Here is a 25,423-nt window from a genome sequence, read left to right as displayed (position 1 = left end):
AGCTTGCCGTGCAGCCGTGGCGGCGATGCCGCGGATGCGCTCGCGGCTCGAATGCGGCTGCTTCAGTCGGATGGCATAGCGGCTGCAGCGCACAGGCTCACGGTCGAACTCGCTGATGCGACAGCGCATCCCGTTATTTTCAGGTCCGCTCCGGCCGCGCCAGCAATAGGCCAGGTTCAATGGACCCCTCCCAGAGCCCGCACGCTTCGCGCCGCTTGACGGGTGCTGGATTTGCTCTCAGATTGAATTTGAATTCAGATTCAAAACTCGAGGCGGGCCATGCCTGTTGCCACACCGAGACAACCGCGCAAGGTCGGGAAGCGCGAGGCGATCCTCTCCGCCGCGCGGGGCATCGTCTCGGAGGTTGGCTTCCAGGAGACATCAATCGCAGCCGTCGCTGCCGCCAGCGGCGTATCCACAGGCAGCGTCTATTCCTATTTCTCGTCCAAGGCTGAGCTGATGGCTGAGATCGTCGCCATCGTTTCGGCGCGCGAACTCGCCGTGCTGCGCGAGATCGCCGCCAGCGATGCGCCCGTTGCCGAACGCCTGACCGCCGCGGTCGAGGCTTTCGCCCGGCGCGCCTTCGCCAATCGCCGCCTGGCATGGTCGATGATTGCCGAGCCCGCCGATCCGGCGGTCGACGCGACGCGGCTCGACTATCGCCGCGAGATCGCCGGCATCTTCCGGGCACTCGTCCTCGAAGGCGGCGAACAGGGCGCTTTCCGCCCCGTCGACCCCGACGCCGCCGCGGCGATGATCGTCGGCGGGTTCATGGAGGCGCTGATCGGCCCGCTTTCGCCGGAGCGTGCCATCACCTCGGAGCGCGGCCGCGAGATCGCGGCGGCTCTGGCAGATCTCTCCCTTGCCGCCCTCATCAGCCGTGAAGGACAAGCTGCATGACCGCTCTCGACCCTTACGGCTACGACACCCATGAAGTGCTGAACCAGGCGCCGGCGCTGGCGGATTACGATGCCTTCGCGGCGGACCCCGCGCTCGGACGCATCCTCAATGCCTTCGGCGCGGGCTGGTTCCGCGAGCAGGCGAGTGTCGTCGGCGGCCATGTCGGTTCGCAGCGCGTGCAGGATCTGGCGCGGCAGGCCAATCGCAGCCTGCCGGAATTGCGCACCCATGACCGCTGGGGCCGGCGCGTCGACCAGATCGAGTTTCATCCCGCCTGGCACGAATTGATGGGGCTCGCGATGCGCGACGAGTTCCATTCGCTGTGCTGGACGAAGCCCCGGCCCGGCGCGCAGGTGGCGCGTGCCGCGGTTTCCTATCTCTGGAACCAGGGCGAGAACGGCATCTGCTGCCCGCTCGGCATGACCTATTCGGCAATCCCGGTCCTGCAGCGCGATCCCGAGCGCTGGGCGGAGTTCGGCCGGCTGGTCACCTCGTCAGACTACGATCCGCGCCCGCTGCCGGCGGCGCAGAAGCGCGGCGGCACGGTCGGCATGGCGATGACCGAGAAGCAGGGCGGCTCGGATCTCCGCCAGACCCAGACCGTGGCGACGCGCAATGCCGACGGCACCTATGCGCTCACCGGCCACAAATGGTTCTTCTCGGTCCCGCATTCGGATGTGTTCCTGACACTGGCGCGGACGGAGGAAGGCGTCTCCTGCTTCGTCGTGCCGGGCTGGCTGCCGGACGGCTCGCGCAACCGGCTGCAGATCCAGCGGCTCAAGGACAAGTGCGGCAACAAGTCGAACGCCTCCTCCGAGGTCGAATTCCGTGGCGTCATCGCCCATCTCATCGGCGAGCCCGGTCACGGCATCCGCGCCGGGCTGGAGATGAACCACTATACGCGGCTCGATTTCGCCGTCGGCTCGGCCGGGCTGATGCGTCACGCCGTGGCGCAGGCGGCGCATCACACCGCGCATCGCCGTGCGTTCCAGAAGGCGCTGATCGACCAGCCGATCATGACGAATGTCATCGCCGATCTCGCGCTGGAAGCAGAGGCCTCCGCCTGGCTCGCCTTCCGCTTTGTCCACGCGCTCGATCGCGAAGGCGAGAGCGAGGCCGAGAAGCTCATCGGCCGCATCGGCGCGCCGATCGCGAAATACTGGAACTGCAAGCGCGCCACGCCGGTCGTCACCGAGGCGCTCGAATGCCATGGCGGCAACGGCTTCATCGAGGACCATCTGATGGCGCGGCTCTATCGCGAGGCGCCGCTCAACGGCATTTGGGAGGGCACGGGCAATGTCGTCTGCCTCGACGTGCTCCGCTCGATCCGCCGCTATCCGGATTGCGTGGCAGCCCTGCTCGACGAGTTGCGCGCCGCGCGCGGCAACGATCCGCGCTACGATGCTTTCCTCGCAGAGTTGGAGACCGATCTCGTCGACGTGCTCAAGCATGAGCATCTGGCGCGCCGCTTCGTCGAGCGCATGGCGCTGGCCTTGTCGGCCGCGCTGCTGATCCGCCATGCGCCCCATGCGGTCGCCGATGCTTTCGTCGCCTCGCGGCTGGCCGGTGGCTGGTCCGGCCATTTCGGCTCGCTGCCTGCGGGAGCCGATCTCCAGGCGATCGCGCGTCGCGCCGTGCCGGTTCCGGATTGAGGCCGAAAAACCGAGATGCATGCCACGCGTCATGCTCGGGCTTGACCCGAGCATCTCATGCCTAAAGGGGCTTCGGTGCCTTATTTGCAAGAGATTCTCGGGTCTGCGCGCCGCTCCGCCCGAGAATGACGGGCGGGCGTCAGAGCAGCGCGGCAGCCAGCAGCGCCGCCAGCACCCAAAGCAGGCCGCAAGCGCGCCGGTAGAGCGCAAGCGCGCGCCTGATATCGGCCGCCGTTGCCTCGGCCCGGCCATCGCCCATCCAATGATCGTCGATGCGGGTCTGGCCGTAGACACGCGGCCCGGCGAGACGCAGGCCCAGCGCCCCCGCCATGGCCGCCTCCGGCCAGCCGGCATTGGGCGAGCGGTGCCTGCCGGCATCGCGCCCCACAGCCCGCCAGGCACCGCCGGCATCCGCCGACCGATCGAGCGCCGCCGAGGCAACCAGCAGCAACGCGGTCAGCCGCGAAGCCGGGAGATTGACGAGGTCGTCGAGGCGCGCAGCGGCCCAGCCGAAGGCGATATGGCGCGGCGTGCGGTGGCCGATCATCGAATCGGCGGTATTGATCGCCTTGTAGGCGGTGATGCCCGGTAGCCCGCCAACGCCGAGCCAGAAGGCCGGCGCGACGATGCCGTCCGAGAAATTCTCCGCCAGGCTCTCGATCGCGGCGCGGGCCACCCCCGCCTCGTGCAAACTCTGCGGATTGCGCCCGACGATCATCGACACAGCCGTGCGGCCGCCCTCCAGCCCATCCCGCTCCAGCCCTTCGGCAACGCGCGCGACATGCTCGTAGAGGCTGCGCTGCGCGATCAGCGTCGAGGCGATCAGCGCGAGCGGGATGAGACCGAGCGGTCCGAAGAATAGGCACAGGCGCTGGACCAATGCCGACAATGCGATGGTGACGGCGAGCAACAGCGCCAGCGCCAGCACGCCCATGGCCCTGCGGGTGATGAAGGACGAAGCGTCGCGGTTGAGGGCCCGGTCGAGCATGCCGATCACGCGCCCGATCCAGGTGACGGGATGGCCGATTGCGGCATAGAAGCGCTCGGGATAGCCGAGGGCTGCCTCGATCGTAAGCGCGAGCACGAGCAGCGGCAGGCTGGCGGAGAGGTTCATGCGGGGCGCGGGCAGGGTCGTGGCTGAGGACGGTATCTGGCATGGCGGCGATCTCGCCAGGGCCCGCGCGCTCTTTCCGGATGCGCCGCAGCCCTGGGTCGATCTCTCCACCGGGATCAACCCGATCCCCTATCCGCTTCCGGCGCTGCCGTTAAGCCTCTGGACGCGCCTGCCCGGTGCCGATGACGAGGCGGCGCTGATCGCCGCTGCCCGTGCGGCCTATCGCGTGCCCGATCATGCCGGCATCGTCGCAGCGCCCGGCACGCAGATCCTGATCGAGCTGCTGCCGCGCCTTGCGCCGTCTGGTCCCGTCGCCATCCTCGGCCCGACCTATGCCGAGCACGGCCATGCCTGGCGCAAGGCGGGCTTCTCGGTCGCCGAGGCGGGGCCGCCTGAAGAGACAGCCGCGACCATCGTCGTGGTCAATCCCAACAACCCCGATGGGCGGCAGCTCTCCCGCACCGAACTGGTGAGCCTCGCCGCGCGTTGCGCCAGGCGCGGCGGCCTGCTCGTCATCGATGAGGCGTTCGCCGATTTCACGCCCGAGACCAGCGTCGTGCCGGATTTGCCCGAAGGCGCGATCGTGCTGCGCTCCTTCGGCAAGACTTATGGGCTCGCGGGCCTGCGTCTCGGCTTCGCCATCGGCGCCGCCGACATGATGGCAAGGCTCAAGGCGGCGCTCGGCCCCTGGTCGGTGGCCGGTCCAGCCCTTCATGTCGGCGCCCAGGCTCTGGCGGATGCCGACTGGCTTGCCAGGGCCGGTGAAGCGCGGACGCATGATGCCTCTCGTCTCGACGCGCTGCTCGCGCCGCATGGCCGCATCGTCGGCGGCACCAGCCTGTTCCGGCTGCTCGAGACGCCCGCGGCGCCGGCGCTCTTCGCCCGCCTCGGTCGCCACGGCATCTATGTCCGTCGTTTCCAGAACGCGCCGGTTCGTCTGCGCTTCGGCCTGCCGGGCGACGAGGCCGGCTGGTCGCGCTTGCGGGCGGCGCTGGCCGCCGATGCGCGGGAGGCATCGCCTCCAGCGTGAAGCTTGCATGCGGCGGATGCGGGGACGGGAGCCGGCGCGCCAGCTAACGTCCACCGAAAAGGATTCGGGGAGAGACAACGCATGGCACTCCTGCCGCCGGAAGGCGAACTGACGATCGGCTTCGCCCACGCCGCCTATCAGCTGGGTGACGAGTTCGCGACGCGCGGCCATTCGGCCGGCAGCTTCGAGGTCCGCACCCTCGACGAATTGCGCGAGCGTGCGCCGGAGGCCGATGTGCTCGTCGTTTCCGGCCTGTGGCGCAACGAGCTGCTGCCGCGCCTGCCGAAGCTGCGTTTCATCCAGTCGATCAGCGCCGGTACCGACCAGTTCGACAAGGCGGCGATCGCCGCGGCCGGCGTCCGCCTTGCCAGCGCGCAGGGGAGCAATGAACGGGCGGTGGCGGAGCATGCGATGTCGCTGATCCTTGCGCTCGCCCGTCAGATCCATCTCGCTCGCGACAATCAGGCGAAGCAGCACTGGCGCCCGATGATCGGAGAGCGTGCTCGCCGCGAGGACGAGCTCGGCGGCAAGACATTGGTCGTCGTCGGGCTCGGCCGCATCGGCCAGAGGCTGGCGAAGCTGGCAGATGCCTTCGACATGCGCGTCATCGGCGTGCGGCGCAGCTCCGAGCCTCAGCCTCATGTCGAGGCGGTCGTCCATCCCGAAAAGCTCGAAGAAGCCGTGGCAAACGCGGATTTCGTCGCGCTGACCTGCCCGCTGACGCCCGAGACCGAAGGGTTGGTCGATGCCCGCATCCTCGCGGCGATGAAGCCCTCCGCCTTCCTGGTCAATGTCGCGCGCGGCCGCGTCGTCGACGAGGCGGCGCTGCTCGATGCCCTCGGCAACGGCCGGATTGCCGGCGCCGGGCTCGACTGCGTCCATGAGGAGCCGCTGCCGGCCGCCTCACCGCTCTGGCGCCTGCCGCAGGTCATCGTTACGCCGCACAGCGCCGGAGAGACCCGTGCCTATGAAGGCAATGTGGTCGACATCCTATTCGACAATCTCGCTCGCCTCGCCCGTGGCGAGACGGCGTTGCGCAACCAGATCGTCTGACCGGGAACAGGGGGCGGCCATGCCCTGGCCCAAATTCGGGCGGCCCGGCGGGCCGTCGCTCATTCTCGCGCTCGGCATCACCCAGGTCTTCGGCTACGGCGCGCTGTACTACGCCTTCACGGTGCTGGCGCCGCGCATCACCGCAAGCTTCGGCTGGGCGCCGGAATGGACCTATGGTGGTCTTGCGGCCGGTCTTTTTCTCGGTGGTGCCGTCGCGCCCGTCACCGGCAGCCTGATCGATCGCTACGGCACGCGGCTGGTGATGACCGTGGGCTCCGCGCTGGCCGGTCTCGCACTGCTGGCGCTGGCCGAGGCGCGCGGCATCGTCAGCTATGTCCTCGCCATGGTGGCTCTGCAGGCGGTCACCACCGCGGTCTTCTACGATGCCGCCTTCGCCGCGCTGACGCAGGCGCGCGGCAGCCAGGCGCGCCGCGCCATCAGCCAGCTCACTCTGATCGGCGGCTTCGCCTCGACGCTGTTTTGGCCGCTCACCAGCAGCCTGCTCGCCATTCTCGACTGGCGCGGTGTCTACCGGCTCTATGGCCTCGCGCAGATCCTGGTCTGCATGCCGCTGCATCTCGTCTTTCTGCCTGGGCGGGTGAAACGGCCGCTCTTGGCGCCGGCGGCTCATGCCGCGGCGACAGCCCCGCAGGAGCCGGAAGCGGCCTATCTGACGGGCGATGCCCGTCGCCGCGCCTTTCTGCTGCTGGCGCTGACCTTTTCGCTGCAGGGCTTCGTGGTCTCGGCCATGGCCGTGCACATGCTGGCCCTGCTCCAGGGCTTCGGGCTCAGTGCCGCCGTCGCGGTCGGCCTCGGCGCCATGCTCGGGCCGTCTCAGGTCGCCGGGCGCCTCGCCGAGATGCTGTTCGGCCGCGCGCTCTCGCCGGTCACCACCGCCTGGGTCTCGGCCTGGCTGATGCCCTTGGGCCTTGGGCTTCTCCTGGTCGGCGGCTCGCTCCCGGTGGTCGCGGGCCTCTTCGCCATCGCCTTCGGCATCAGCATGGGGCTGAGCTCGATCGTGCGCGGCACCGTTCCGCTCCAGCTCTTCGGCCCGGTCGGCTTCGGCGCCACGATGGGCAAGCTCTCGGCGCCCGGCCTCGTGATCAAGGCGGCGGCGCCGCTCGTCTTCGCCGTTTCGCTGCAGCGCGGCGGCGTCACGGTCTCGACGTTGCTGCTGATCGCCTTCTCCGCTCTTGCGGCGACAGCGCTCGTCCTGCTGGCGCGCAGCCGGCGCTAGCGCGCTCTCAGGCGACGAGCCCCTGCCACCACCGCCGGGCGGCGTTGCGTGTGCGGATGGCGAAGCCATAGGCGGCCGAGGCGCGAACCCAGCCAAGCACCTGATCGCGCACGCGCACCACCTGCCCCATGATCCAGGCGAACCAGCGATAGCTCAACAGCTTCTCGCGGCCGGCATGGTAGATGCGCTCGACGAAGACGAAGCTCATCAGATGCGCGAAGGCCGTCACCACGAGCCCGGCCCAGAACTGCCCGCGCGCGAACAGCAGCAGGCCGACGAGCTTCAGCGGCTCGGCGATGGCGAAGGGGATCGCCAACGCCAGAAGGACGAGTGGACGCGGCAGCCCGGCGACAATCTCCTCAAGCCTGCGCATGACACGCAGGCCCGCGAGCCTGCGGATCAGCGGCCGGTAGAGCGGCCGCAGCAACTCGTCGAGGACGATGAAGACGGTGAGGACCGCGCGCAGTGCCGCAAGCAGCCCGCGCTTCAGCGGGCCGCGCTCCGGGGCGGGCGGGGGCGGGATTTTGTTGGACATTGCTGCCAGACTCATTGGCCCGAATTTATGGCATTTCGATGCAGCGCGCTGCTCGCATCGCGAGGAGCTCCAGCTGAGAAGCGATCCAGGAGGGCAGGGTGAAAGGTTCTCGCCCGGATCGCTTCGCTCCGCTCGCAAATGACGGTTCAGTTGCCCGCTCTAACCGCGCGCATCCTCTTTCAGCATCGCCACGCCCTTCTCGGCGATCATCATGGTCGGGTTGGCGGTATTGCCGGAGGTGATGGTCGGCATCACCGAGGCGTCGATGACGCGAAGGCCCGAGACGCCGCGCACGCGCAGCCGCTCGTCCAGCACGGCGCCCGGATCGTCGTCGGCACCCATCTTCGCCGTGCCGACCGGATGGAAGATCGTGGTGCCGAGCTTGGCGGCCGCCTCCAGCAGCGCTTCGTCGGACTGAGCCGTGTCGCCCGGCAGATATTCCTCAGGCAGGAAGCGCGCCAGCGGCTGCTGCGCCACGATTCGGCGCGTCAGTTTCAGCGCGTCGATCGCGACCTGCCGGTCTTCCTCGGTATCGAAGTAGTTCGGCGAGATCACCGGGTTGTCGAACGGACCGGCGGACCGCAGATGGATGCTGCCCCGGCTCGTCGGCCGGAGATTGCAGACGCTGGCGGTGAAGGCATCGAACGGGTGCAGGCCGGAACCCCAGCTGTCGAGCGAGAGCGGCTGGAAATGATATTGCAGATTGGCTGTCTCATAGCGCGGTGACGATTTGGCGAAGGCGCCGACCTGCGAGGGCGCCATCGTCAGCGGCCCGGAACGCAGGGCTGCCCATTGCAGCGCCATCAGCGGCCGGCGCCAGATCCTGGCGTAGTCGCTGTTCAGCGTCTTGACGCCGTGGACTTTGTAGACCGGCCGGATCTGGAGATGGTCCTGCAGATTCTCACCGACGCCGGGGGCGTCGACCAGCGTGTCGATGCCGAGGCCCTGCAGCCGCGCACCGGCGCCGATGCCGGAGCGTTCGAGCAGAAGCGGGGAGGCGACCGCGCCGGCCGAGAGCACGACCTCGCCGCCCACCTCGACCCGCAGCTTCTCTTCGCTGGGGGTGCCCAGGCCATGGGTGAACTCGACCGCTTTCGCCCGGCCGTCCTCGAAGACGATGCGCTCGACATGGACGCGCGTCTCCAGCCGGAGATTGGTGCGCTCGCGCTGGTCGAGCAGCGGCTTCAGGAAGGCGCGATAGGCGCTGAGGCGGCGTCCACGCCGCTGGTTCACCTGGAAATAGGAGGAGCCTTCATTATCGCCGGTGTTGAAATCCGGAATCTTGGCGATGCCCGCTGCCTCCGCCGCATCGCGGATGGCGTCGAGGATCGCCCAGCGCACGCGCGGATGCTCGACGCGCCATTCCCCGCCGGCCTTGTGCATCCCGCCGGGCGACGGCGCGATATGATCCTCGTGTTTCAGGAAGTACGGCAGCACGTCGTCCCAGCCCCAGCCGGTCAGGCCGCGCTGGCGCCAGCCGTCATAATCGGCGGCCTGGCCGCGCATATAGACCATGGCGTTGATGGCCGAGGAGCCGCCGACGACCTTGCCGCGCGGATAGGCCAGCGCCCGCCCGCCGAGGCCGGGCTGGGGCTCGGTCTGGAACAGCCAGTCGGCGCGGGGGCTGCCGATGGCGAAGAGATAGCCGACCGGAATGTGGAGCCAGATCCAGTCGTCCATGCCGCCGGCTTCCAGCACCAGAACCTTGGCCTCCGGATCGGCCGCGAGCCGGTTCGCCACCACGCAGCCGGCCGAGCCCGCACCGATGACGACGTAGTCGAAGGTGCCGATCAGGCGGCGGGCGGTGGAGGCGACGTCAGGCATGGCGTGTCCAGGGGCTTCGCTACCTGCCCGTTTTGTCGGCAGTCGGGAGCAATCTGGCATAGGTCGGAGTGCGGTGTCAGTCGGTGAAAACGCACAGCTCGTTGGCGGCGATTGAGGCGCTATCGATTTGCGTGCTCGCGGGCGTTCTCCGAGGCGATTGCTTAGGACAGATTAGGGTCGTCGCATTCTCCCGTTCGAAGGTAGGTCCGTCGACCCAGATGCGGTGGAGAATTACGGGGTCTTGCTTGCAATTGCGACCGCGTCGTTTTCATGCCGATCCGTTTTGATGCGCGACTCCGCGGCTAGACAGCATCACGCCGCGTTTTTGTCGTGAGCCGGGCGTTGATCCCAAAATAGCTGAGCGCGGAGTGCAGTCTGCTTGCGAAAGCACGGCGCTCCTACCAATTGCTGGCAGGCATATTGTCCAACTCAGTGGGTACTCCATTTGCCGACTTACGGCGTCCAAAACTTGCGTGCCGAAACACACCTGGTCGCCCTTTTTTAATCCCGCCTATCGCTCGAAACCGCGCAATCGCAAAGTTCCTCACTGAGAAACGCATACTACGCTACAACTACTTCTGGACATTTGCCTCGGATATTGAACGGTTGTCGCGCGCCCCGCCGAACGGATTTGGGCGCCGTTTAGTCTTATTTGGAGGCTTTCGCTCGTGCCAGTGCAAACTCTGGCTCACTTGGTAGGCCACTTGCCTACGCCGCTGCGCAGGTCGTTGCGGCGGGCCATCGGCGGCGAAGGCCATGCTCAACACTGGACGCACACTCTCTGGGCTTGGCACCGGGCCCGAGGCGAAAAGCGCATCGACCGAATTGGCCCTGGGCTCGCCGCCTCGATTAGAGACACATGTGGCTCCGTTGAAGGCCGTTCCTGCCTTGAATTCGGCCGTGGGCACTTGCGCTCGGAGGCGCTGGTCTTCTGGCTCGCGGGGGGGCGCGTGAGTCGTGGCTGTCGACTATTTCTCCCTCTTGCACCTGCATTTCGCGCGCCGCGCGTTTACGTCTGCCGACCGCGATGTGTTGCTGGCCGCTTTGGCGCCGGCGGCGTCGGGGGCGACCGTTGCGGAACGCATCACAGAGCAGGGGATCGACTACCTGGCCCCGGCTGATTTTGGCCGGGAGACGGAATTCGCCGGCACCTTCGATCTCATTCACTCCGCCACGGTGTTGGAGCATCTGCCGCTCGCCGATGTCAGAGCCATCGTCGCCAACACGCAGGCCGCGCTACGCCCGGGTGGGGTTGCCTTGCATGCCATCCATCTTGAAGACCATCTCGATTACCGACATAATCCGCATGCCTTTCTTGCAGTCGACACCGACTGGCGGGAAAGCGATGCGGATGCACGCGGAAATCGGCTACGTGCATCAGATTGGCTACGAATCTTCCGATCGATGCCGGCTGCGCAGGTCGAGGTTCTGTGGGATGCCGTACGCGAAGACGCCCCATAGCCGAGCGTTCTTGATGCAGTGTTCGCGAATTACGCAGAACGTGATCTCCGTATTGGCGGGATCATGCTTGCGGGCCGCTCCAGCACCGAGGCTTCCGAGCAACTGCCCGTCAAATGAAGAGCTGGCTTACGGCGCATGGCTGAGCACGGCGCGCGGCGCGGCGTCCTCGCGCGCTACGATCTACAACTATTGCGATCATAGCTTCGGAAAGCCCGATGGCCGGGCCTACGGTCGCGCGCTAGAACGCCCTTCTAGTGAGCAAGCTCACAAGAGACGCTGCAATTCCTGGATTAGCTCTGCTTCGACCTGCTCGGCAATCGGCGCTCGATAATGGGTTCTATCGAAAAAGTTCTTGGGGGTTTTCGTGAGGGCATCCGCCTTTCTGCGGTCAATGAATATTCCGCGGTGAAGAGACTCGGCGAAGTTCTTGAAGGCGCGCTTGCACAGTCCCTCGGAGATCAGCTCGGCGCCTCCTTGTGGCAGCGTTTCGGCCCAAACGGGGAGCATAATCAGCGCGACGGCCACATCGGGTGGTGCCAGCGATAGAGTTTGCTGAAGTAATCCCAAGGCGGGATAAGTTCCGGACAAGTTGGTCGAGTGAATCCAAGGCTTGGAAAGCTCGGAGCGAATCTTCTCTTCGTCCCATTTATAGTCCAGTTCGAGATCCCAAAAACCGCGAGGATCAGGCGGCCGCGCGACGGATCTCTCGGAGTTGGTGAAGCGCTGTACCGCCTGCTCCACACTGTCGTAGCGAAACAGCTTTGCCGCATACGACAATGAACTGTCGCTGATGAGCCAAGTGGGAAGCGCAGGCTCCTCCACATATTTTGGCGATTGTCGGCACCAAACATCGTCGATGCCGACGACGATCAGCCTTGGCGGCGCTTTTCGATGGGTGAGGAACCACTTCAGCAGTTGCAACTCGGGTTGAACCGACGCTCCTGGAAGAGTCAGAGATACGAACTCCAGCCTGGTCTTGGTGGAGAGCCGATGGGGCGATAGAGGAGCAACATGGGAGTTACCGATGATCGCTGCATCGAACCGATCATTTCGGCCGAGGCTGGCGATTGCCATCCGCGTTGATATCGACGACAGCGGTCGCTTACCGAAGGTCGCGAAGCGACCCGTATCATACGGATCCGCCATCAAGGTGAAAAGCCATGTGGCTGCGACCGCAACGGCAATAGTTACAAGTATAGTCGCCGAGAAGCGGCTCCAAGATTGTTGCATTCGTACCATACTCGATCGGCCCAACTGGCCCCCAACTGTTCGACCACCGGACGTTCGGGGCCGGCATTCCTAGTTCGGAGACTGCGCTCCTCGATCGAACATTTTTTACCGTGGAACCCCAAACGAAGGAAGGCGCTGTGCCTACGTCTGCGCAATCCTATTGATTTCGCTCGTACCGCCTGCTTGGCAGGCTTGGCGAACTTTCGCCAGCAGCGATCCGTCATTTTCAGCCGATACCGTGCGCATGACCAATTTGGCCGTTGCCCTCAATCTTGTATGGCATAGGTCGGAACGGTGTCTCAGCGCGTGGGGCCGCACATCCGGACGGCTTGCCTACGGTTCATCTTTGCTCGAAAGCCAATCGCGAGTCGCCGCGCCGGAAGCAAGTTACGGACCCAGCATACTTGTCATGGCCGCGAGGATGTGGCCGAAAGTGGGTTGCTAGGCGTTCGCATGCATCCATTTCGCGAGGAGCAGCAACGGGTGCCCAGCATCGAAACTCCTGCTGTGTCCGTCTGAGAATGATCGCTATGAATGAAATTCTGCCGGATGAGGCGGCGAAGAGGCTGCTGCAGCGCGTGCGCGACCGTAGCTTTCGAGTTGGTGTCATCGGCCTGGGGTATGTCGGCGTCCCGCTCGCCTTGGCTGCTCTCCGTGCCGGATTCGACGTACTCGGTTTCGATATCAACCCTGCAAGGGTGTCCGAGCTCAACGCGGGCAGAACCGGGATCAAGCATATTCAAGCCGACGATCTCGCCATGGCCGCGAGGGCAGGGCGCTTTCTCGCCACGGACGATTTTTCGCGGCTGGATGAGCCGGATGGCCTTATTATCTGCGTGCCGACACCGCTCACGCGCCACCGCGAGCCGGATCTCAGCTTCGTCGTCCAGACCGCGGAAGCCATCGCGGGACGTTTGCGAAAGGGGCAGTTCATCGCGCTGGAGTCCACGACGTATCCGGGGACGACCGAGGAAATCCTCAAGCCGATTCTCGAACGAACCGGGTTAAAAAGCCAGAAGGATTTCTACCTGGCCTTCTCGCCCGAGCGGGAAGATCCGGGCAACCTGCGCTTTGGAACCGCCTCGATACCCAAGGTCGTCGGCGGCGATGGTCCCGAGGCGCTCGCGATAGCGCAGGCGTTGTATGGCGAATTCGTCGTTCAGACCGTGCCGGTCTCGTCGACCTCCGTTGCAGAAGCCGTGAAGCTGACGGAGAACATCTTTCGCTCGGTCAATATCGCGCTCGTCAATGAGCTGAAATTGATCTACGCGGCGATGGGCATCGATATTTGGGAGGTTATTGAGGCCGCCAAAACCAAACCATTCGGCTTCATGCCGTTCTATCCCGGCCCTGGGTTGGGCGGGCACTGCATCCCGATCGATCCATTCTATCTTTCATGGAAGGCCCGAGAATACGGGATCACGGCCCGCTTCATCGAACTGGCGGGCGAAATCAACACGGCCATGCCGCACCTTGTGGTCGAACGGCTCGCGCAGGGGCTGGATCAGCGTTTCGCGCGCGGACTGAACGGAGCGCGGATTCTCGTCTTCGGCGCCTCCTACAAGAAGAACGTCGATGACATGCGCGAAAGCCCGTCATTGCGCCTGATCGAGCTGATCGAGCAACGCGGCGCCCAGACGTCCTATCACGATCCGCATGTTCCGATCATTCCGCAGACCAGGGAGCACGGGGGCCTAGCCGGGCGCCGATCCATTGACCTCGCCCCCGGTACGATAGGCGATTTCGATGCCGTTCTCATCGCGACAGACCACGACGCCGTCGATTACAAAAGACTCGTCACGGAAGCTCGTCTGGTTATAGACACGCGTAATGCTTGCGAGCGGCACGGCGTCTTGGCTGCTAACGTGATCAAAGCCTGACGAGTTCTGCCACGCGAGGTCTGACTGATTGTCGACTTCGGCATGCGAGGTTCCTGCCGTTGACCGTGCTGTCGGGCGGGTGCTATGCGCTCGCTGCGCCGGTTGGGTTGAGGCGTCTTGGCCTTTCAGGATGTAGTACGCAGTATAATGAAGCGCTTAGCGATTGTCACAACTGCGGTGCCGCCCTCCGCCAGCGGTCAGGCGCGGGTGCTGGGCGCGCTTCTGGCACAAGAGCGCGGCGAGTCACGCCATCTTTTTCTATCCGATCAGCTTCATGCGCGCGACGCAGGCGAAGCTGGATTTGGGGTTTACGTCGCCTTGTCGCCGCCGAGATTCCAGATCATGCGGACTCTCGGAAATGAACATATCCAGCGGTTCAATAATTTCGCCGGGCTGGTGCGGGACGTTTGGGCACGCGCGGGCGAAATCGTGGCTGCCGTCAAGAGGCACCCGGTGCAGATGATCGTTGGATGCAGCGGCAACCCCTTCGATCTGCCGGCTGCTGCCATCGCTGCAAGGCGTTTGCATCTCCCCTTTGTAGCCTATCTGTTCGATGATCCGGTCTATCAATGGGAGGAGGGTCCCTACCGCAGTCTGGCCCGGTTCTGGGAAAGGCGGTGGGCCGTGGCTGCGGCGAAGGTGATCGTTCCGAATGAGGTGCTGGCCCAGGATGTGCGCGCCCGCGTTCCTAAAGCCTCCATTGCCATCGTCCGCAATCCGGTGGATCTGGCGCGGATCGAGCATGGGGAGATCGGTCCGGACAGCGCGGCGCAGGAAGTCCCCCTGCCGAGTGCGCAATCTCCCTGGACGGTGCTGTACACCGGTTCAGTTTATAGCGCGCAGGCGAGCGCGTTCCGGAATCTGATCGGTGCGCTGGAGCGGGCCGAGGGGCGCTTTCATCTTCATGTCCACACGGCGCAGAGCGAAGTGCAGCTTCGGTACAACGGTCTTGTTGGCCCCTTCGTTCGCCGTTTTGACCACTTGCCGCAGGAGCAGGCGCTCGTGCGGCAGCGCGAGGCCGACATTTTGTTTTTGCCGCTTGCTTTCGAATCTCCGATCCCTGAGGTCGTACGTTCATCGGCACCCGCCAAAGTCGCGGAATATCTCGCCTCGGGACGGCCTGTCGTGGTTCACGCGCCGCGAGGGTCGTTCGTATCGTCGTTTTTCACGGAGCGCGAGGCGGGGCTGGTGATCGATCAACCGGATGTCGAGACACTCGCACAGGCCCTGACTCGGTTGAGCGAAGATGCGACCCTGCGGGCCAATCTCGTCGCCAACGCGCGGGTCGCGGCGAAGGAATTTGGTGTCGATCGCGCCCGTGCGGCCTTTTCGGCCGCGCTTGGCGAGGTCGCATAGAATGAAGCCTTTGTCGGGCGGAAGACGCCCCCGCATCCTATTCGTGGCGATGCATCATTCCGTGCATGCGGCACGTTGGATCGAAGCTCTTCTGGACGCGGACTTCGACTTGCACTTGTATCCGGTCGACCCCGCTCCCCCACACGCTTACATCCGCGGCCTGACTCTACATCGACCGACGCCGGCATCCCCTGTCGCCGCACCGTCGGTTTCGATCAGCCGGCGGGTGGCACGCTTTCTTCGGCATGTTCTCCAGGATCCGTTGGACGCGATCCGCCTGCTGCGCGAGAAACTCGCCCGCCATGCGGCCTCGACGCCCGCGCCGGAGCCGCGGCCGCGCGCTGGAGACCCTCTTCGCGTTCGCCCGGTTCCGTTCGATGGCGACGATCCGCAGGCACGGGTGCGGCTCGGTCGCCCCGACGAAAGCGAGGAAGCCATTATGGCGCTTCACGGTCCGCAGATGCTGGCCAAAGTGATCGCCGAGGTGCAGCCGGACCTCATCCACTCGCTGGAATTCCAGCACAACGCCTACCTTGTGCTGGCAGCGCGCGATCTCATGCTCGCGGCAGATCCGTCCCGTGGCTTCCCGCGTTGGCTGGCGACGAACTGGGGCAGTGACATCTATTACTTCGGTCGGGACGAAGCGCATGCGCGCCAGATTCGGCGGGTATGCGAGGCGGTCGACCTCTATTCGTGCGAATGTCGGCGCGATCTCGCGCTTGGGCGCAGCTTCGGCTATCAGGGCCCGGAATTGCCGGTTCTGGCCAATTCCGGTGGCATCGATGTCGACGCCGCCCAGCGCCTGCGCAGCCAAGTCCCCCCATCGCAGCGCAAGCTCATCATGGTCAAGGGCTACGACCACTTTGCCGGCCGCGCCATGGTCTCTCTTGCCGTGCTCGAGCGTTTCGCCGACCGCTTGAAAGACTATGAGATCGTCATGTTTTCGGTCGGTTCCCGTCCTCGCGTCCGTGCACTCGAATTGAAGGCCGCCGGTATCCTCAATATCCGCGTCATCGATATCGCCACGCATGACGAGATTTTGGAATGCTTCGGACGTGCTCGAGCATATCTGGCCGTTAGCATATCCGACGGAATCTCGACCTCGGTGCTCGAGGCGATGCTGATGGGTGCCTTTCCAATTCAGACCAATACGTCTTGTTGTGAGGAATGGTTCGTGCAGGGGGAGACCGGTTTCGCCGTTTCTCCCGACGATTTCGATGAGATTTGTACGCAGTTCGAACGCGCGCTAACGGACGACGCCCTGGTCGACGAAGCGGCGATACGCAATCTCGATATCATACGGTCCCGCCTCGATCAGACTGTCATGACACCGGCCATCCGAGACTTCTATCGTCAAGCGCTCGGCATGCCGTCCCGTCACGAGGGGAGTGAACCCCGCTGAAAGTCCTCCAGGTCAACGCAAGCGATGTCGTCGGCAGTCGTTTCAATAATTTCGACATTCGCCATCTGCTCGCCGCGGAAGGCATCGATTCGACGCATCTTGTGTGGAGCAAGCTGAGCGACAGCCCGGACTCCCGGCTCTTCTTCGACGTGCCCGGCGCGCGCCTGGCCAACAGGGCCATCAACCGGATCGAATCCAGACTGTCGATCCATTCGCGGCTGCAATGGCAGGCTTATACGCTGGCGTTGTCGAAAGCCTATCGCGAGGCCGATCTGGTCCATTTCCACATCGTCCATGACGGCTATTTCAGCCTGGACGCCCTGCCTTGGCTAACGCGCGGCAAGCCGAGCGTATGGACCTGGCACGATCCCTGGCCGATGACCGGCCATTGCATCTACTCCCTGGAATGCGAGCGGTGGCTGGATGGTTGCGGGCGGTGCCCGTCGCTCGACCTGCCCTTCGCTATGCGCAAGGATCGCACGGCCGAGCAGTTTGCCTGGAAGAAGCGCATCGTCGCCAAAAGCCGCGCGCAGATCGTCGTCGCCTCACGCTACATGCGCGACATGGCTGCACGGTCCCCTATCGCCGCGGGCAAAAACATCGAGGTTATTCCGTTCGGCATCGATCTCACACGCTTCCGACCCGTCGATCCAGAACCGGCGCGGTCCCGTCTGGGAGTCCTGCCCGGCAGGCTGGTGCTCGGCGTGCGTGCTTTTGCCGACAGCCCGTTCAAGGGGTTCGAATATGTCGTCGAGGCGTTGCGGCAGCTACCCGACACGGGCGTCCCTCTGACCATTCTGACGACCCACGGCAAAGGGCACCTCAACGAGTTTATCGGGCGTCATCAGATCATCGATCTCGGCTGGGTCAATGACAATGCGACCATAATGGATACCTTCGCTGCGACGGATATTTTCCTGATGCCCTCGACGGCCGAAGCCTTCGGCATGATGGCGATCGAGGCACTCGCCTTCGCCAAGCCGATCATTGTCTTTGAGGGCACTTCGCTGCCCGAGGTTGCGGGAGCGCCGGATGTTGCGATCGCCACCCCGATGCGGGATGCGGCCTCGCTAGCTGCAGCGATTGAACGCCTCGTCGGGTCGCCCGACGAGCGCGAGCGGCGGGGCGCTGCGGGCAGACGCTGGGCCGAAGCGCATTACAGCGACGTCGATTTCACGCGCAAGATGTCGGCGCTCTATCGAAAGGTTGTGCAGGGATGACGCGGGAGGCTCCGAAGAAGCGTATCCTTCTCCTGACCGACATCCCACCATGCAGCAATCTAACTGCGGGGATCGTGACGGCGCAGATGTGCCGCTTCCTGCCGAAAGATGAGCTTGCGATCTTCTGCGTCATGAATCCGCATCTTCAGCCGAAGCGCTACGACGATCTAGCGGGCATCGAGATGAAGACTGTCCGCAAGCCCACCGAATTGCAGAGCCGGGTGCTGCGCGGCATCAGGGTGGGGAGAGCGGGTGCGGCGGCGATCGAGGCGATGAGGCGCATAGCCTTGCCCCGCCGCCTCATCCGCCAAGCGATCGACTACGGCCGGGTGGTAGGTGCGACCGATCTGTGGGCGATTCTCCAGGGGCAGACGATGGTGCGTATCGCCGCGCCTGTGGCGCGGGGGCTCGGCGTGCCGTTGCGCGTTCACGTCTGGGACCCGCTGCGCTGGTGGCTCGACGCCCACGGGGTCGACCCGGTCAATCGCCAGCTCGATCTCGCGATGTTCGATCGCACCTTGCGGCAGGCGGCGAGCTGTGCCGCGGCATCGGACCCGATGGCGCGGCACTATGAGGAGACCTATGGCGTCCCCTCGACAGCGGTCATCGCCTCGATCGACCCGGCGCTCGCCCAAGCGCCGCCGCCGAAGCTTGTCAGCGACGACAGCGTCGTCATCGGCATGGTCGGCCAGTTCTATGCCAGCGAGGAGTGGGCACAACTGGTCGCAGCCCTCAAGATCGCAAAGTGGCGGGTCGGTGAACGGAAGGTCGTTTTAATGACGTTCGGCCACGAGCGACCGCCAAACGACGTTCCTGATGAGCATCTCAGGTTCATGGGCTGGATGGATCAACCTGACGTGATCCGAACGATCGCCCGGCATTGCGACATCGCCTATTGCCCCTATCCTTTCGCGGAAAGGATGGCGGAGGTCTCGCGTCTCAGCTTTCCGTCGAAGGTTCCCACCTATCTGGCGGCGGGGCGGCCGATCCTGTTTCACGGCCCGTCTTACTCGGCGCCTTACGCCTATTTGAAGGAACGGCGCGCAGCCTATCTCTGCCGTGACCTTCTGCCGTCGGCGGTCTATAACGGCCTCGCCCATCTGGTCGAGGATCGCGCGCTGTATGAGGCGACGGCGTTGGCCGCGAGACGGGCATTTCTCGCCGATTTCACCCTGCCGCAGATGGAGCGTGTGGTGCGCCGGTTTCTTGGTTACAAAGATGGCGAGGCGGAAGCAGGCCCAAGCATCGGGGACCGAGGCGTCTGACGATGGGCGGCGCTGATGTTGAGGCGGCGGCGATAGTTTGCTATCCGGGTTAAGTGACCAAAGCGGCGAGTTTTGCGAAGCTCACGGGTACGCGAGAAACGCGCCGTACCCGACTGCGATAGCCCTGACCTTCTTGAGCTTGTTGAAGAAGCTCCAGGCTCAATGCCGTCGAAGCCCTGAGCCAGGCTGCACTTCATCAGAGCGGCAATCGCCTTGCCTTTTGATCCAGCTTTGTGGAACTCTGAGCTCTCCGAGCGACGAAGCTTGAATTTCTCCTGCGTACGACAGTTGCTTCGGCCTTCGATAACAGGATGCGAGTAATTGTGATGGTATTGCGTCGGATCGCTCGCGACACTGCCCGCCTCTTTCCGCCCTTTCGTCGCCTGCATGATTTTGCCCTGCAGGCCGAGACAGGGAGAATAGCAGCGAGGCAGGAAGCGGACAGGTTGGCTGCGGAGCTAAACGCGTTGCTTGCGCAGTCGGATGCGGAAGGGCGGACGAGCGCAACTGCACACTACGGGTTGCATTCAAAGCAGGATGCAATCGGCTCTGGTCCCGGGGTCTCGGCCGAAGAAAGCGACCGCAACGCGCATTGGCTATATCTCAAGAACCGCCGTCAGCTCATTGAACTGGACTTTCCGGTTACTCCAAAAGTGCGCCATGGCTATGGTCAGCCACCTGAGCCGCTCATGCTGGCTCGGCTAAAGGCTTGCTCGCATCAATTTGCTTCGCAAATGCGCACGATGCTCCCTTTGCTGGAGCCGATGCTGACGATCCCGAGCAATCCTGTTGCGGATGCAACTGAACCGAATTGGGTTAATCCGGCTTTCCCTGCCCTGGACGCGATGGCGCTCTATGGAATGATAGCGCTCCACAAGCCGCGGCGCCTGATCGAGATTGGTTCGGGCTTTTCCACCAAATTTGCCAGGCGCGCGATCCGCGATCATCGCCTTGACACGCAACTGATATCAATTGATCCGGAGCCGCGTACCGAAATCGACGCAATTTGCGATGAAGTAATTCGAGCGCCGCTTGAGGATGTTCCTATCGAATTTTTCGAGAAAGCTACGTCAAGCGATATGATATTTTTCGACGGTAGTCACCGGTCTTTTCAGAATAGCGATGTAACCGTATTTTTTAACGAAATACTCCCCCGTCTCAAGAGCGGAACCGTATTTGGAATACATGACGTATTCCTGCCGGACGACTACCCGGCTGCGTGGTTGGAATGGTATTTCAATGAACAATATCTACTGGCCTGCTGGCTGCTTGCCGGTGATAAGTTGAGGCCCGATTTCGCCGCCTATTTTATTGGCGAGACGCCAGAGCTTCACGCGATCTTCTCATCCATGTGGCGCCATCCGAATCTTGATGGCGCAAACCACAAAGGGGGAGCCTTTTTCGCGACGATTTCCTGAGAGGCGTCATGCTGTCGCCTGCCTAAGGGAAATGGCGAGGGCGCTGGTGCCAAACGCTTGGTGCCCAAAGAGGACTCGGCATCGGATCGAAAAGCGGCTTCCACTTTTCAATCCGATGCTAAAAGGCACGGTCAGCGTCGAATGCTCGCCTCGCGCTGTGAAACCGCGTCATGCTTCATAGGGGAACACGCCACCAGACCGCAGCGCCGTCCACGGGCTCCATTGGCGCTTCGATGCCATGCTGACCACGAAAATCATGGATCGCCTTGGCACAGGGCTCGAGCACATAATCGTCCACGATGACGAAGCCTCCCGGCGATACTTTGTGATAGAGCGCGTTGAGCGCATCCATCGTGCTCTCATACATGTCGCCGTCGAGGCGCAGCACCGCCAGCCGGTCTATCGGCGCGGCGGGAAGCGTGTCCTTGAACCAGCCTTCAAGAAAGACGACTTGCTCGTCGAGCAACCCGTAGCGGCGGAAATTGCCGGAGACGGCCTCACGGGAAATAGCGAGCTGCCCATAGGTGTGGTGGGTGTCGCCAGTATCGGCCGGATTGTGAGCTGAGTCGGGTTCGGGCAGGCCGCGGAAACTATCGGCGACGAAGACCTTGCGATCCTTTGCGCCATAAGCCTCGAAGATTCCCTTAGCGTAGATGCAGGCGCCACCCCGCCATACGCCGGTCTCGATGAAATCGCCGGGAACGCCTTCTTCCAACGCCCGTGTCGCCAGCATCCGCAGATTGCGCATGCGCGCGGTTCCGATCATCGTGATCGCCTGCTCGGGCCAGTCGCGGCCGATGGCGCGCAGCGACGGGTCGAACTTCCGCTCCGTCCAGGGTGCCTGCGAAGCATCCTCGATCAGCAGGCCGGTCAGCGACGCTTCCAGCAGGTCGAGGTAGAGCTCCGCGGCGCGCCCATCGCCGCCAAGGCTGGCGCCGTCGCCGCGCAGCCGGCGCCCGAGGCGAGCGACAGCTTCCTCCTGACGCGCACTCACGCCGAGGATCTGGGCGGAGACATTGTCCAGCTTCAGATATGTGGAATCGTGATAGGCGCCGATCCGCTGGAGCAAATGGTTGACTTGGTCCTCCAGCGTCGCCTTCGCGGCCAACTGCTCGACCAGGGCGTTACGCTCCTCTGCAGACTTGCGCGCGGTCTCGCGCCAGGCGTCGCGCTCTTCGGCGGCCTTGCGAGCTGCCTCGCGCAAATCGTCGCGCTTGCGCGCTTCCTCGCGCAAAATTGGAAGACGGCGCAAAAGGCTGCTGGTGAAAGAAGATTGCGTCACTGGACTACCCATCGCTGCGCACCCAACCCTGCGGAAAATCGAGCGCTCGCATCATCAACCCGGCGGAGAAAGACCAAACTTTCGACGCCACTCGTGGATTACAAAATATTGTCAGTTCCATACAACCCATTGCCGAGATCCTGAATCCAGGAGCGGCACTGGCTAATTAATGAACCGACGACCTTGGTGGCGGCCCGTGTCGACCCGTGGTGGCCCCGGCTAGACATTCATCGGCGTCAAGCATCGGTCGTTTCCTTCGGCTGGTGCGGCTCGACAGGAGCGATCTCGACGCGGTCCATATCGATCGCGAGCAGAACACCGTTCCGGAACGGCGAATGGACGTCGAACATCAACGCGTCGTGCATCCATTGATGCTGCACGTGGTTCTCCAACGTTCCGGAAGCGCAGGCGGCGGTCACCGAATAGCGTCCGGACGCGAGCGCGGGCAATCGGAACGCGAAGGTTGTTTCGAGTGTCTGGCCGGCACGAGCTGTGAGCGGGTTGGCGAGAGTCTTGAGGAAGGTGTTGTCGCCGAGGATCGGCTGGCCGAGACGGTCCTTGACGTGGAAGCCCACGATCGGCGCCTCGAAATCCTCGAGGACGGCGATGTCTATGACAAGCTGCACGTCCTCCCCACCCTCTATCCAATGCAGCGGTGAGCCGTCGGCATGGGTGAGGCTCACGCGCTGGATGCGCGCCTTGCCGCTCCCGAAATCGGCGCTATCTGCCATGGTGTCGAAGATGGCCGGACGGTCCGGCCTGGGCGGCTCGGGGAGCGAAGCGCGTTTCGGCTTCGCTGCGGGCGGAGTCTCCTCGCCCGCCGTCGCCGGCGCATCGGCCGGGCCCGCATTCGCCTTGACGCGAGGCCGCGGGGCCGGCCGATCCGACAATCCTTGCGCCTGGCTCATGATGGCCGCTGAATAAGCTTCGCAGACATCCTTCGCGGAGCCCTGCATCACCAGATCGCCCTTGTCGATCCAGATCGCGCTGTCGCACAGGCTCATCACCGCGCCGGTGTCATGGCCGCAGAACAAGACTGTTCCGCGTTCGCGGAACTGCCGGAGCCAGCGCAAGCATTTCTGCTGGAAATAGGCGTCGCCGACCGCGAGCGCCTCGTCGATGATCAGCACGTCGGCGTCGACATGGGCAATCACCGCGAAGGCCAGGCGCATCGCCATGCCAGTCGAATAGGTCTTCACCGGTCTTTCGATGAAGTCGCCGATATCGGCGAAGGCGAGGATGTCGTCGAAGCGGGCCTGCGTTTCCTCGCGGCTCATGCCAAGGATTGAGGCATTGAGATAGACGTTCTCGCGGCCAGTGAATTCCGGGTTGAAACCCGATCCCAGTTCCAGCAGCGCAGCGACGCGCCCCTTGACGCGCGCCTCGCCCGCAGTGGGGGCCAGGGTCCCGCATACGAGCTGCAGCAGCGTGGATTTCCCGGAGCCGTTGCGGCCGATGATCGCCATGCTGTCGCCGCGCGGAACCTCGAAGGTGATGGATTTGAGAGCCCAGTGATTGGTGTAGTAGTTCTTCTCCGGCCATTTCACGCCGAACGCGCGCAGGGCTGGCGCCATCGCCCGCCGCAGACGCGGCATCACGGCCTGGGCGAGCCGGTCGGATGGGCTCTGATAGATGTGATAGGCTTTTTCGAGCCGTGTGGCCTCGATCGCGATCTCAGAGGACATCGGCGAAACCCGCGCGCAGGCGATTGAAGACCCAGAACGCGGCGGGCAGGCTCACCAGCGCTCCCAGCCACAGAAATGCCAGGGCCTGCCAGTCCGGAGCTCTGCCGAACAGTAGCACATTGCGGGACTCCTCGACCACGATGGTCAGGGGATTGAGCTGCATCACGGCCCGGAAACCAGGAGGAACCGAGGAGATCGGATAGAAGATCGGCGTCAGGAACATCGAGGCCGTGACGATGAAAGCCACGATCTGTCCGATATCGCGGAGATAGACGCCCAGGGCTGAAAGCACATAGGCCGTCGCGAGCAGCAGCAGCAGATAGGGGATGACGATCAGAATAAAGAGCGGCGCGGTCGCCTCGACGTGACCGCTATGCAGGAAATGGCCCAGCACGACGATCAGCAGGCCGAAGGCTGCGGTGATCAGGGCCCCCAATACGACGACGATGGGCAGGATGCCGAGCGGGAAGACGACCTTCTTGACGTAGCTGCTATGGGCGAGGATCAATCCCGCAGCCCGGTTCAACGTCTCCGCGAGCATCGAGTGCAGCAGAACGCCGACGAGCAGAATCAAGGTGAAGTTGGCATCGGTCCCGTCTTGCCCGGTTCCCCAGCGAGCCCGAAACACGGCGGAGAAGACGAAGGTGAAGATCAGCGCCGTCAGCAGTGGCGTCAGGAAAGCCCAGCCGACGCCCAATACACTGCCACGATAGCGCGCTTCGAAGTCACGCATTGTTAGGCGCAGGGTCAGTTCTGTCGTTTGGCGCAGATGGTCGCCCCAACTCGTCAACGCTTTAATCCTTGGACTCCAGCCGCACCGGGTGGTCGGCCGCGGCGCCCCTTTAGCACCTCGTATCCGCGTCCCGCAAACGCGTTCTGTCGTGGTGCGGGTCGGGCGGCTCGACAATCCCGGATCGGTTGAGTAAATCCTGCTCGCCTCGGCGGACGCGATTGCGACGGAAAGACGCCGTTTCACCGTTTGAGCGGAGATGCCCTTGACCAAAATCCTCATTCTCGGCGCGGCGGGCATGCTCGGCAACGCCGCCTACCGGTTCTTTGCCGCGTCGCCGGGCTTCGACGTCGTCGGCACGATCCGTGGCGGTGCGCCGGTCGGGCTCCCGCAGAGTGCGACGGCCCGCCTGCTAGGAGGGGTCAATGCGGCCGATCAGGACGGCCTTGTCCGGATGATTGGCGAGACGCGGCCCGACGTGGTGGTCAACTGCATCGGCGTGGTCAAGCAACTTTCTGCCGCCAAGGACCCGCTTGTCTCCATCTCGTTGAATTCGCTGCTGCCGCACCGTCTCGCTGAACTCTGTGCGGCGGCCGGGGCGCGTTTCGTGCATATCTCGACGGATTGCGTTTTCGACGGCCGCAAGGGTGACTACAAGGAAACGGACCTTTCGAACGCCGAAGATCTCTATGGCAAGAGCAAGTTTCTCGGCGAGGTCGACTATCCCAACGCGATCACGCTGCGCACGTCGATCATCGGGCATGAGCTCAATTCTGCCCATTCGCTGGTTGACTGGTTCCTGAGTCAGCCCGGTCCCGCGGTGAAGGGGTATCGCAAGGCGATCTATACCGGCCTGCCGACGGTCGAACTCGCGCGCGTCATTCGGGATGTCGTCATTCCGCGCCCGGAGCTGCGCGGCCTCTGGCATGTCGCCGCTGGCAAGATCGATAAATTCGAGCTGCTGAAGCTGGTGGCGCAGGAATACGGGAAGACGATCGACATCATCCCCGACGATGCGGTCGCGATCGACCGTTCGATGGACGGCTCGCGCTTCCAGGCGGCAACGGGATACGTGGCCCCGGCCTGGCCGGAGCTGATCGCACGCATGCACGCCGCACGCTGAGCGCACGCTAGGAGAAAGTGACCTAT

The 25,423-nt window shown here is 64.0% G+C and carries 20 protein-coding genes; 13 read left to right on the top strand and 7 right to left on the bottom strand.

Features of this window, described 5'->3' with window-relative positions; translation table 11 throughout:
- The first annotated feature begins 279 nt into the window (after nucleotides 1-279).
- Nucleotides 280-900 carry a TetR/AcrR family transcriptional regulator gene (locus AB4Z16_RS00820; protein WP_441509422.1) on the top strand — a complete coding sequence of 207 codons (621 nt, stop codon included), beginning with the start codon at nucleotides 280-282 and terminating at the stop codon, nucleotides 898-900.
- Entirely contained in the window at nucleotides 897-2,552 is a 1,656-nt protein-coding gene (locus AB4Z16_RS00815) for an acyl-CoA dehydrogenase family protein (protein WP_441509421.1), read from the top strand. The genes AB4Z16_RS00820 and AB4Z16_RS00815 overlap by 4 nt, the downstream gene beginning before the upstream one ends.
- Before the next feature lie 139 nt (nucleotides 2,553-2,691).
- Here AB4Z16_RS00815 and cbiB read toward each other — a convergent pair whose 3' ends face one another.
- Nucleotides 2,692-3,666: an adenosylcobinamide-phosphate synthase CbiB gene (cbiB, locus tag AB4Z16_RS00810; RefSeq protein ID WP_441509420.1), complete on the bottom strand. Its 975-nt coding sequence runs from the start codon at nucleotides 3,664-3,666 to the stop codon at nucleotides 2,692-2,694.
- Here cbiB and cobD point away from each other — a divergent pair.
- From cobD to AB4Z16_RS00795, 3 genes are all read left to right on the top strand, one after another.
- On the top strand, nucleotides 3,665-4,696 hold the full coding sequence (gene cobD / locus AB4Z16_RS00805) for a threonine-phosphate decarboxylase CobD (RefSeq protein ID WP_441509419.1): 1,032 nt from the start codon (nucleotides 3,665-3,667) through the stop codon (nucleotides 4,694-4,696). The two genes, cbiB and cobD, sit on opposite strands and share 2 nt — an antisense overlap.
- Nucleotides 4,697-4,777: 81 nt before the next feature.
- A complete protein-coding gene (locus AB4Z16_RS00800; protein ID WP_441509418.1) occupies nucleotides 4,778-5,749 on the top strand; it encodes a D-2-hydroxyacid dehydrogenase in 972 nt (323 codons plus the stop codon).
- A 19-nt stretch (nucleotides 5,750-5,768) separates the two neighbouring features.
- A complete protein-coding gene (locus tag AB4Z16_RS00795; protein WP_441509417.1) occupies nucleotides 5,769-6,986 on the top strand; it encodes an MFS transporter in 1,218 nt (405 codons plus the stop codon).
- A gap of 7 nt (nucleotides 6,987-6,993) precedes the next feature.
- On the opposite strand, the gene AB4Z16_RS00790 is transcribed toward AB4Z16_RS00795, so the two are convergent.
- Both AB4Z16_RS00790 and AB4Z16_RS00785 read right to left on the bottom strand, forming a co-directional pair.
- The gene (locus tag AB4Z16_RS00790) at nucleotides 6,994-7,521 is read right to left on the bottom strand and encodes a hypothetical protein (protein ID WP_441509416.1); all 528 of its coding nucleotides are present in this window, start codon (nucleotides 7,519-7,521) and stop codon (nucleotides 6,994-6,996) included.
- A 159-nt stretch (nucleotides 7,522-7,680) separates the two neighbouring features.
- Nucleotides 7,681-9,345 carry a GMC family oxidoreductase gene (locus AB4Z16_RS00785; protein WP_441509415.1) on the bottom strand — a complete coding sequence of 555 codons (1,665 nt, stop codon included), beginning with the start codon at nucleotides 9,343-9,345 and terminating at the stop codon, nucleotides 7,681-7,683.
- Nucleotides 9,346-10,302: 957 nt separating this feature from the next.
- Here AB4Z16_RS00785 and AB4Z16_RS00780 point away from each other — a divergent pair.
- A complete protein-coding gene (locus AB4Z16_RS00780) occupies nucleotides 10,303-10,806 on the top strand; it encodes a class I SAM-dependent methyltransferase (protein ID WP_441509414.1) in 504 nt (167 codons plus the stop codon).
- Nucleotides 10,807-11,070: 264 nt separating this feature from the next.
- Here the strand turns inward: AB4Z16_RS00780 and AB4Z16_RS00775 are convergent, their stop codons facing one another.
- Nucleotides 11,071-11,880, bottom strand: a complete 810-nt coding sequence (locus tag AB4Z16_RS00775; RefSeq protein ID WP_441509413.1) for a hypothetical protein — start codon at nucleotides 11,878-11,880, stop codon at nucleotides 11,071-11,073.
- Nucleotides 11,881-12,566: 686 nt separating this feature from the next.
- Between AB4Z16_RS00775 and AB4Z16_RS00770 the strand changes: the two genes are divergently transcribed.
- The 6 genes from AB4Z16_RS00770 (at nucleotide 12,567) to AB4Z16_RS00745 (ending at nucleotide 20,577) form a co-directional block, all read left to right on the top strand.
- Entirely contained in the window at nucleotides 12,567-13,916 is a 1,350-nt protein-coding gene (locus AB4Z16_RS00770; RefSeq protein WP_441509412.1) for a nucleotide sugar dehydrogenase, read from the top strand.
- 117 nt (nucleotides 13,917-14,033) lie between these two features.
- Nucleotides 14,034-15,272, top strand: coding sequence for a glycosyltransferase (locus AB4Z16_RS00765; RefSeq protein WP_441509411.1), 1,239 nt, complete (start codon nucleotides 14,034-14,036; stop codon nucleotides 15,270-15,272).
- Between the two features lie 49 nt (nucleotides 15,273-15,321).
- Complete coding sequence (locus AB4Z16_RS00760) at nucleotides 15,322-16,674, top strand: glycosyltransferase (RefSeq protein ID WP_441510096.1); 1,353 nt, start codon at nucleotides 15,322-15,324, stop codon at nucleotides 16,672-16,674.
- A gap of 101 nt (nucleotides 16,675-16,775) precedes the next feature.
- Nucleotides 16,776-17,894 carry a glycosyltransferase gene (locus AB4Z16_RS00755; protein WP_441509410.1) on the top strand — a complete coding sequence of 373 codons (1,119 nt, stop codon included), beginning with the start codon at nucleotides 16,776-16,778 and terminating at the stop codon, nucleotides 17,892-17,894.
- Nucleotides 17,895-18,115: 221 nt separating this feature from the next.
- Nucleotides 18,116-19,159: a glycosyltransferase family protein gene (locus AB4Z16_RS00750; protein WP_441509409.1), complete on the top strand. Its 1,044-nt coding sequence runs from the start codon at nucleotides 18,116-18,118 to the stop codon at nucleotides 19,157-19,159.
- A 311-nt stretch (nucleotides 19,160-19,470) separates the two neighbouring features.
- Nucleotides 19,471-20,577, top strand: coding sequence for a class I SAM-dependent methyltransferase (locus tag AB4Z16_RS00745; RefSeq protein ID WP_441509408.1), 1,107 nt, complete (start codon nucleotides 19,471-19,473; stop codon nucleotides 20,575-20,577).
- Nucleotides 20,578-20,752: 175 nt separating this feature from the next.
- Here the strand turns inward: AB4Z16_RS00745 and AB4Z16_RS00740 are convergent, their stop codons facing one another.
- From AB4Z16_RS00740 to AB4Z16_RS00730, 3 genes are all read right to left on the bottom strand, one after another.
- Entirely contained in the window at nucleotides 20,753-21,859 is a 1,107-nt protein-coding gene (locus tag AB4Z16_RS00740; protein ID WP_441509407.1) for a TylF/MycF family methyltransferase, read from the bottom strand.
- A 236-nt stretch (nucleotides 21,860-22,095) separates the two neighbouring features.
- A complete protein-coding gene (locus AB4Z16_RS00735) occupies nucleotides 22,096-23,544 on the bottom strand; it encodes an ABC transporter ATP-binding protein (RefSeq protein ID WP_441509406.1) in 1,449 nt (482 codons plus the stop codon).
- Nucleotides 23,534-24,547 carry an ABC transporter permease gene (locus AB4Z16_RS00730; protein ID WP_441509405.1) on the bottom strand — a complete coding sequence of 338 codons (1,014 nt, stop codon included), beginning with the start codon at nucleotides 24,545-24,547 and terminating at the stop codon, nucleotides 23,534-23,536. Before AB4Z16_RS00730 ends, AB4Z16_RS00735 begins: the two co-directional genes overlap by 11 nt.
- Here AB4Z16_RS00730 and AB4Z16_RS00725 point away from each other — a divergent pair.
- The gene (locus AB4Z16_RS00725) at nucleotides 24,540-25,397 is read left to right on the top strand and encodes a dTDP-4-dehydrorhamnose reductase family protein (RefSeq protein WP_441509404.1); all 858 of its coding nucleotides are present in this window, start codon (nucleotides 24,540-24,542) and stop codon (nucleotides 25,395-25,397) included. The genes AB4Z16_RS00730 and AB4Z16_RS00725 overlap by 8 nt on opposite strands.
- Nucleotides 25,398-25,423 lie beyond the last annotated feature (26 nt).

This window comes from Allobosea sp. TAF32, assembly GCF_052113585.1.
Classification (GTDB): domain Bacteria; phylum Pseudomonadota; class Alphaproteobacteria; order Rhizobiales; family Beijerinckiaceae; genus Allobosea.
The sequence above is the reverse complement of the archived record's forward strand: the minus strand, read 5'-3'. Positions and strand labels throughout refer to the sequence as shown.

What these genes read in the sequence shown, in the direction of transcription:
- AB4Z16_RS00820 (WP_441509422.1), top strand. Translation starts at nt 280, where the DNA reads ATGCCTGTTGCCACACCGAGACAACCGCGCAAGGTCGGGAAGCGCGAG.
- AB4Z16_RS00815 (WP_441509421.1), top strand. Translation starts at nt 897, where the DNA reads ATGACCGCTCTCGACCCTTACGGCTACGACACCCATGAAGTGCTGAAC.
- cobD (WP_441509419.1), top strand. Translation starts at nt 3,665, where the DNA reads ATGCGGGGCGCGGGCAGGGTCGTGGCTGAGGACGGTATCTGGCATGGC.
- cbiB (WP_441509420.1), bottom strand. Translation starts at nt 3,666, where the DNA reads ATGAACCTCTCCGCCAGCCTGCCGCTGCTCGTGCTCGCGCTTACGATC.
- AB4Z16_RS00800 (WP_441509418.1), top strand. Translation starts at nt 4,778, where the DNA reads ATGGCACTCCTGCCGCCGGAAGGCGAACTGACGATCGGCTTCGCCCAC.
- AB4Z16_RS00795 (WP_441509417.1), top strand. Translation starts at nt 5,769, where the DNA reads ATGCCCTGGCCCAAATTCGGGCGGCCCGGCGGGCCGTCGCTCATTCTC.
- AB4Z16_RS00790 (WP_441509416.1), bottom strand. Translation starts at nt 7,521, where the DNA reads ATGTCCAACAAAATCCCGCCCCCGCCCGCCCCGGAGCGCGGCCCGCTG.
- AB4Z16_RS00785 (WP_441509415.1), bottom strand. Translation starts at nt 9,345, where the DNA reads ATGCCTGACGTCGCCTCCACCGCCCGCCGCCTGATCGGCACCTTCGAC.
- AB4Z16_RS00775 (WP_441509413.1), bottom strand. Translation starts at nt 11,880, where the DNA reads ATGGCAATCGCCAGCCTCGGCCGAAATGATCGGTTCGATGCAGCGATC.
- AB4Z16_RS00770 (WP_441509412.1), top strand. Translation starts at nt 12,567, where the DNA reads ATGAATGAAATTCTGCCGGATGAGGCGGCGAAGAGGCTGCTGCAGCGC.
- AB4Z16_RS00760 (WP_441510096.1), top strand. Translation starts at nt 15,322, where the DNA reads ATGCATCATTCCGTGCATGCGGCACGTTGGATCGAAGCTCTTCTGGAC.
- AB4Z16_RS00745 (WP_441509408.1), top strand. Translation starts at nt 19,471, where the DNA reads ATGCGAGTAATTGTGATGGTATTGCGTCGGATCGCTCGCGACACTGCC.
- AB4Z16_RS00735 (WP_441509406.1), bottom strand. Translation starts at nt 23,544, where the DNA reads ATGTCCTCTGAGATCGCGATCGAGGCCACACGGCTCGAAAAAGCCTAT.